The 5,699-nt window shown below is 70.9% G+C and carries 6 protein-coding genes; 3 read left to right on the top strand and 3 right to left on the bottom strand.

What is annotated here, in order from left to right; genetic code table 11:
- Nucleotides 1-233: 233 nt before the first annotated feature.
- Nucleotides 234-983 carry a PspA/IM30 family protein gene (locus C5B96_RS14690; RefSeq protein ID WP_104246107.1) on the top strand — a complete coding sequence of 250 codons (750 nt, stop codon included), beginning with the start codon at nucleotides 234-236 and terminating at the stop codon, nucleotides 981-983.
- Nucleotides 984-1,008: 25 nt separating this feature from the next.
- On the opposite strand, the gene C5B96_RS14685 is transcribed toward C5B96_RS14690, so the two are convergent.
- Nucleotides 1,009-1,299, bottom strand: coding sequence for a rhodanese-like domain-containing protein (locus C5B96_RS14685; protein ID WP_104246106.1), 291 nt, complete (start codon nucleotides 1,297-1,299; stop codon nucleotides 1,009-1,011).
- Between the two features lie 168 nt (nucleotides 1,300-1,467).
- On the opposite strand from C5B96_RS14685, the gene C5B96_RS14680 reads away from it, so the two are divergent.
- On the top strand, nucleotides 1,468-1,923 hold the full coding sequence (locus C5B96_RS14680; protein ID WP_104246105.1) for an SRPBCC family protein: 456 nt from the start codon (nucleotides 1,468-1,470) through the stop codon (nucleotides 1,921-1,923).
- A 9-nt stretch (nucleotides 1,924-1,932) separates the two neighbouring features.
- A complete protein-coding gene (locus tag C5B96_RS14675) occupies nucleotides 1,933-2,640 on the top strand; it encodes a DUF998 domain-containing protein (protein WP_104246104.1) in 708 nt (235 codons plus the stop codon).
- Here C5B96_RS14675 and C5B96_RS14670 read toward each other — a convergent pair.
- Nucleotides 2,597-3,619 (bottom strand): PHP domain-containing protein, encoded by a 1,023-nt coding sequence (locus tag C5B96_RS14670; protein WP_104246103.1) that lies wholly within the window; start codon nucleotides 3,617-3,619, stop codon nucleotides 2,597-2,599. The genes C5B96_RS14675 and C5B96_RS14670 overlap by 44 nt on opposite strands.
- Nucleotides 3,620-3,896: 277 nt before the next feature.
- Nucleotides 3,897-5,528, bottom strand: coding sequence for an aldehyde dehydrogenase family protein (locus C5B96_RS14665; RefSeq protein WP_104246102.1), 1,632 nt, complete (start codon nucleotides 5,526-5,528; stop codon nucleotides 3,897-3,899).
- Between the last annotated feature and the right edge of the window lie 171 nt (nucleotides 5,529-5,699).

The following is a 5,699-nucleotide window of genomic DNA, read 5'->3' as shown; positions in this document are numbered from 1 at the left end:
GGCGGAGGCCTCTTCGGCGGGGGCGGCGGCTTCAGCGGTGGGGGCGGCGGCAGCCGCAGTCGTGGCGGCGGCGGCTCGTTCGGCGGGCGGAGCGCCGGCAGCTTCGGCGGCGGCGGCACCCGCTCGAGGCGCGGCGGCGGCCGGTTCTGACCCCGCAGGCACACATTCAGGCATCCAGACACCAGACGTCCAGAGACAACCGACAGTCAGCTCGAAGAGAAAGAGAAGGAACCATGGCAAAACAGTCCATTTTCGGTCGCATCGCCCAGCTCACGAAGGCGAACATCAACGCCCTCATCGACTCCGCCGAAGACCCGGAGAAGATGCTCGACCAGATGGTGCGCGACTACACCAACAGCATCGCCGATGCAGAGAGTGCCATCGCCGAGACGATCGGCAACCTGCGCCTCGCCGAAGACGACCACCGCGAAGACCTGGCGGCCGCCGAGAGCTGGGGGCAGAAGGCCCTGGCCGCAAGCCGCAAGGCCGACGAGTACCGCGCCGCGGGCGGCGAGGGCACGGCTGCCGACGCCGACAAGTTCGACGCGCTGGCGAAGATCGCCCTGCAGCGCCAGATCCAGTCGGAGAACGAGGCGAAGGATGCTGAGCCCCAGATCGCCTCGCAGACCGAGATCGTCGACAAGCTGAAGACCGGCCTGAACACGATGAAGCAGAAGCTCGAGCAGCTGAAGTCCAAGCGCAGCGAACTCGTCGCCCGGTCGAAGAGCGCCGCCGCCCAGTCGCAGGTGATGGACGCGGTGAAGAGCATCGACATCCTCGACCCGACCAGCGAGGTCGGCCGCTTCGAAGACAAGATCCGCCGCGAAGAGGCGAAGGTGCGGGGTGCGAGCGAACTCGCTGCCTCCAGCCTCGACGCGCAGTTCGACCAGCTCGACGACCTCGGCGAACTCACCGAGGTCGATGCACGGCTGGCCGCGCTCAAGGCGGGTTCGGCATCCGCCCCTTCGGCGATCGGCCAGTAGCTCCGCCGCCGGCGGGCCCGCCCGACTACTCGGTGGTCGTGGCGAGGCCCGCCTCGCGCCAGGCCGCTGTGCCGCCCTCGACGTTCGTCGCGTCGACGCCCTGGCCCGTGAGGTACTGGGTCGCCCGGGCGCTGCGGCCACCGAGCTCGCAGATCACGTAGACCGGCCCCTCGGGCAGTTCGCTGCCCTGCAGCTGACCCAGCGGAACGTTCACCGCGCCGGGCACGTGCCCTCCAGCGAACTCGTCGGGTTCGCGCACATCGATGATGGTCGGAGCGGTGACGGCGGCCAGCTCGGAGACAGTGATTTCGTTCATGTCTCCATCATCGCACTCCACTCGTCTGGGTGTTCCCTGAACGCCCTCCTAGCAGGTTTCGCGGCAAAAGCGAGGGGCTGGCCGGGGGTTGCCGACTCGTCGTAACGTCGACGTGTTGCCTCCGCCGGAACCGGTCGGAATCACGAACATTTGAAGGAGTCATCCGAAATGCCCCAGGTCATCGAAACCGTCGACGTCAACGTTCCTGTCAGCGTCGCCTACAACCAGTGGACCCAGTTCGAGGAGTTCCCCAAATTCCTCGATGAGGTCGAGTCCATCAAGCAGGAGACCGAGACGCTCACCGTCTGGACCGTCAAGGTCGGCCCCGTCGAGAAGACGTTCGAAGCGAACATCACCGAGCAGCACCCCGACGAGCGCGTCGCGTGGAACAGCACCGGCGGCGAGGTCGACCACGCCGGCGTCGTCACCTTCCACAAGCTGAGCGACACCGAGAGCCGCGTCACCGTCCAGCTCGACTGGGAGGCCCAGGGCTTCCTCGAGAAGCTCGGCGGAGCCCTCGGTGCTGACAACCACGCCGTGAAGAAAGACCTGAAGAACTTCAAGGAGTACATCGAGTCGAAGGGCTCGCCCGACGGCGCCTGGCGAGGCGACGTCTCCGCGTAAGCTACTGCCATGGAACCCCGGCGACGAACACTGTCGCCGGGGTTCTCCGCATTCCGGGGGCCCGCCATCCCACCCGCGGGCGCCCTGTCACTCCGACTGGTCGGCGCCCTGCTCCTGGCCGTCGGGGTCATCACGATCTGGGCGACCCGGCTGTCGTCGCCGACCAACGTCTACCTCAGCGAGATGGGTGCTCCGGATGCCCCCACTCCCCTGCTCTTCAACTCGGCGTTGCTCGTCATCGCCTTCGGCGGCGGCCTCGTGGCCCTCGGTCGGTCGGGCATCCGGGCCCGGGTGCGCGTGCTCGGCGCCTGGAGCATCACCGCGACGCTGCTGTTCGCCTGCGCGTCGATCGCGCTCGCCTCGCGCGTGACGTGCACGCCGGGCTGCCCGGTGCCGTTCACCGACGGATCGACGGTGAACGACCTGGTTCACACCTCGGCGGCGACGCTCGGTTTCGCCGCGGTCGGGCTGGCGATCATCCAAGCCGCCTGGGCGCACAGCCTGCGGTCGCTGTTCGCGCTGTCGGTCGGTTGTGGAGCGCTCATCTTGTTCGCCTCGGCGACCGGCGGCCTGTTCTCGGTGTTCCGCTTCCACGTCGACCTCGGTGGCTGGTTCGAACTGACCGCCGCGACGGCCGCGCTGCTCTGGGTCATTCTGTTCGCACTGGTGCCGCTCAGTGCGCCCAGTCGAGCAGTCGCTCCACCGGCCACGTCGTGATGATGCGCTCGGCCGGCACGCCGCAGAGCGCCGCCCGCTCGATGCCGTAGTCGAGCAGCGCCAGCTGGCCGGGGGCGTGCGCGTCGGAGTCGATGCTGAACAGGCAGCCGGCCTCGAGGGCGAGGGCGATGAGCTCGTCGGGCGGATCCTGCCGCTCGGGCCGTGCGTTGATCTCGACGGCGACGTCGTTCTCGGCGCAGGCGGCGAAGATGCGTTCGGCGTCGAACTCCGAAGGCGGGCGGGTGCCGCGTGAGCCCTCCACGAGGCGGCCCGTGCAGTGGCCGAGGATCGTGGTCCGCTCGTCGGTGATCGCCCCGAGCATCCGTTCGGTCATCGTTCGCGCGTCTGCGCGAAGGTGAGAATGGATGCTCGCCACGACGATGTCGAGCCGGCCGAGCAGTTCGGGCCGCTGGTCGAGGGTGCCGTCGTCGAGAATGTCGACCTCGATGCCGGTCAGCAGCCGGAGCCCGGCACCCCGGCTCTCGAGAACCTCGCGGAGCCCCTCGATCTCGGCGAGCTGCTGCTCGAGCCGCTCGGCGGTGAGCCCATGGGCGACCGTGAGGTTCGGGGAGTGGTCGGTGAGGGCGAGGTACTCGCGGCCGAGCGAGATCGCGGCGGCGACCATCTGCGGGATGGGTGTGGTGCCGTCGGACCAGTCGCTGTGCGCGTGCAGGTCACCGCGGATCTGCGGCCGCAGCTCGCGGCCGCTCTCGGTGAGCGGGCTGGTCTCGGCGCTCCGGAGCTTCGCGAGCCGGTCGGGTATGCCGCCGTCGAGCGCCTGGAGGATGACCTCGAGGGTGCTGGCACCGATGCCCTTCGTGGCCTTCAGCCGGCCGTCGGCGGCACGGGCCCGCAGTTCGTCGGTGCTCCAGGCGCCGACGGTGGCGGAGGCCTTGCGGAACGCCTGCACCTTGAACTGGGGCGCCCTCTCGGTCTCAAGCCGGAAGGCGATTTCGTCGAGGGCTTCGGTCGCGTCCATCCCCCCATTGTGCGCCCTCCGCGTGCGGCCGGGCGGCCGCCCGGCCGCACTGCGCGCCCGCCGGCGCTGTGCGCCCGCTGCGCGCCGGCCACGCCGCCCGTCCACCCGGACACCGCTCAGCCACATCGACGCCGTATTCGCGCCGCATCGGCTCAGCGAAGTCCGAATGGTTATTCCAGAATGCGCAGGGGCGGAGCAGCCGGGTGCAGCCGGGCGGGCTCGGCGGGGCCGGGCGGGGCTCGGCAGGGCCGGGCGTCGGCGGGGAGTCCGCGCGGGGTCAGCGCAGCTGGCCCCAGGCGGCGGAGTCGCCGGCGGGCGCGATGCGCTGGGGCACGTTCCACGGGTTGTCGTCGCGCAGCTGCGGCGGCAGGAGCGCTTCGGGGGCGTCCTGGTACGTGACCGCGCGGAGGAAGCGGGTGATGGCCGCCGAACCGACCGAGGTTCCGCTGTCGCTCGTCGTGGCCGGGTACGGTCCGCCGTGCTGCATCGCCGGGGTGACGGCCACGCCCGTGGGCCAGCCGCCGAACAGCACGCGACCGCTCGTCTCGCTCAGCGTCGCCACGAACTCCTCGACCACGGGCGAGGCGTCGCCCTCGCCGACGAAGACGGTGGCGGTGAGGTTGCCGGGGAAGAGTTCTGCCGCCAGTGCCGTGAGCTCGGAGACGTCGTCGTAGGCGACCACCACCGACAGCGGGCCGAAGGCCTCGTCGAGCACCGCCGATCCGGCAGCGGCGAGTGCGGCGACCGTGGTGCTCGCGACGGTCGGCGTCACCCAGGCCTGCTGCTCGCCGTCCGTGCGCAGCGCGCCGTCGACGACCGTGCTGACGCCCTCGACGGCCAGCACCGTGTGCTGCCGCGACGAGAAGCCCGACGCGATCTGCGGGTTCAGCATCCGGTGCTCGGGAACATCGGCGACCGCGGCGGCGATTGACGCGGTGAGTTCGGTGGCGGCATCCGCCGGCACGAAGAGAAAGCCCGGTTTCGTGCAGAGCTGGCCCGCAGAGCCCGAGATGCTCGCCGCGAAACCGGCGCCGATGGCGGCCGCATCTGCGGTGGCGGAGGGGAACACGAAGACCGGGTTGACGCTGCCGAGCTCGCCGAAGAACGGGATCGGGCGGGGCCGGGCCGCGGCGATGTCGGCGAGCATGCGGCCGGCGCGGAGCGAGCCCGTGAAGGAGCCCGCGCGGATGCGTTCGTCTTTCAGCAGCGTGACGCCCGCCTCCTGCCCGAGTGCGAGCTGGAACACGCCGTCGGGCATGCCCGCTGAGGCGAGCGCGGCCGTGACGATGGCGGCGGTGCGCTTCGAGAGCTCCGGATGCCCGGGGTGCCCCTTCACGATGATCGGGCACCCGGCGGCCAGTGCCGCGGCGGTGTCGCCGCCCGCGACCGAGAACGCGAACGGGAAGTTGCTGCCGGCGAAGTTCAGCACCGGCCCGACCGGAACCAGCGTGCGCCGGAGGTCGGGGCGCGGGCCGAGCACGAAGTCGGGGTCGGCGGGGTCGATGCGGGCGTCGAGGTAGGCGCCGTCGACGATGGTCTCGGCGAACAGTTTCAGCTGCACGACCGTTCGCTTGAGCTCGCCGGTGAGGCGCGGCCGGGCGAGGCCGGTCTCGTCCATCGCGGTCTCGATGAGCTCGTCGCTCGCCGCGGCGAGGGCGTCGGCGACCGCGACCAGCGCGCGGGCGCGTTCGCGGGGTGCCGTCTGCGCGAAGGGGCGGGCCGCGGCCGAGGCGCGGGCCGCGATCGCCTGCACGTCGACGGTATCGGCGCCGGCAGCGGCAGCGGTTGCAGCGGCGGTGGCTGTGTCAGCGGCGGTGTCTGTGTCGGCGGGGGCGGCCGAGCCGCTCGCGGCTCCCGTCGCCGTCGCGCTGGCGGAAGGCGGGGTGGCAGTGCTGGCGTTGTCGGTCATCGGAGACTCCAAGCGGTGTGGCGGGTGGTGGTGGCTGGTGCGGGTGGGGCGACCTCGGTGCTGAGCTGGGGTCTTGAGTGCGTAAGCGAGCAGGTGAGCGGAGATGGGGTGGCATACGGGTGCATGTGCCGCGTCATCCTCGGAAACGTCGATCCGGGAGCGGGGCAGGTG

Source organism: Subtercola sp. Z020, assembly GCF_002931235.1.
Lineage (GTDB): Bacteria > Actinomycetota > Actinomycetes > Actinomycetales > Microbacteriaceae > Subtercola.
The sequence above is the reverse complement of the archived record's forward strand: the minus strand, read 5'-3'. Positions and strand labels throughout refer to the sequence as shown.

Coding starts and splice junctions, on each gene's coding strand:
- C5B96_RS14680 (WP_104246105.1), top strand. CDS start 1,468: ATGCCCCAGGTCATCGAAACCGTCGACGTCAACGTTCCTGTCAGCGTC.
- C5B96_RS14685 (WP_104246106.1), bottom strand. CDS start 1,299: ATGAACGAAATCACTGTCTCCGAGCTGGCCGCCGTCACCGCTCCGACC.
- C5B96_RS14665 (WP_104246102.1), bottom strand. CDS start 5,528: ATGACCGACAACGCCAGCACTGCCACCCCGCCTTCCGCCAGCGCGACG.
- C5B96_RS14690 (WP_104246107.1), top strand. CDS start 234: ATGGCAAAACAGTCCATTTTCGGTCGCATCGCCCAGCTCACGAAGGCG.
- C5B96_RS14675 (WP_104246104.1), top strand. CDS start 1,933: ATGGAACCCCGGCGACGAACACTGTCGCCGGGGTTCTCCGCATTCCGG.
- C5B96_RS14670 (WP_104246103.1), bottom strand. CDS start 3,619: ATGGACGCGACCGAAGCCCTCGACGAAATCGCCTTCCGGCTTGAGACC.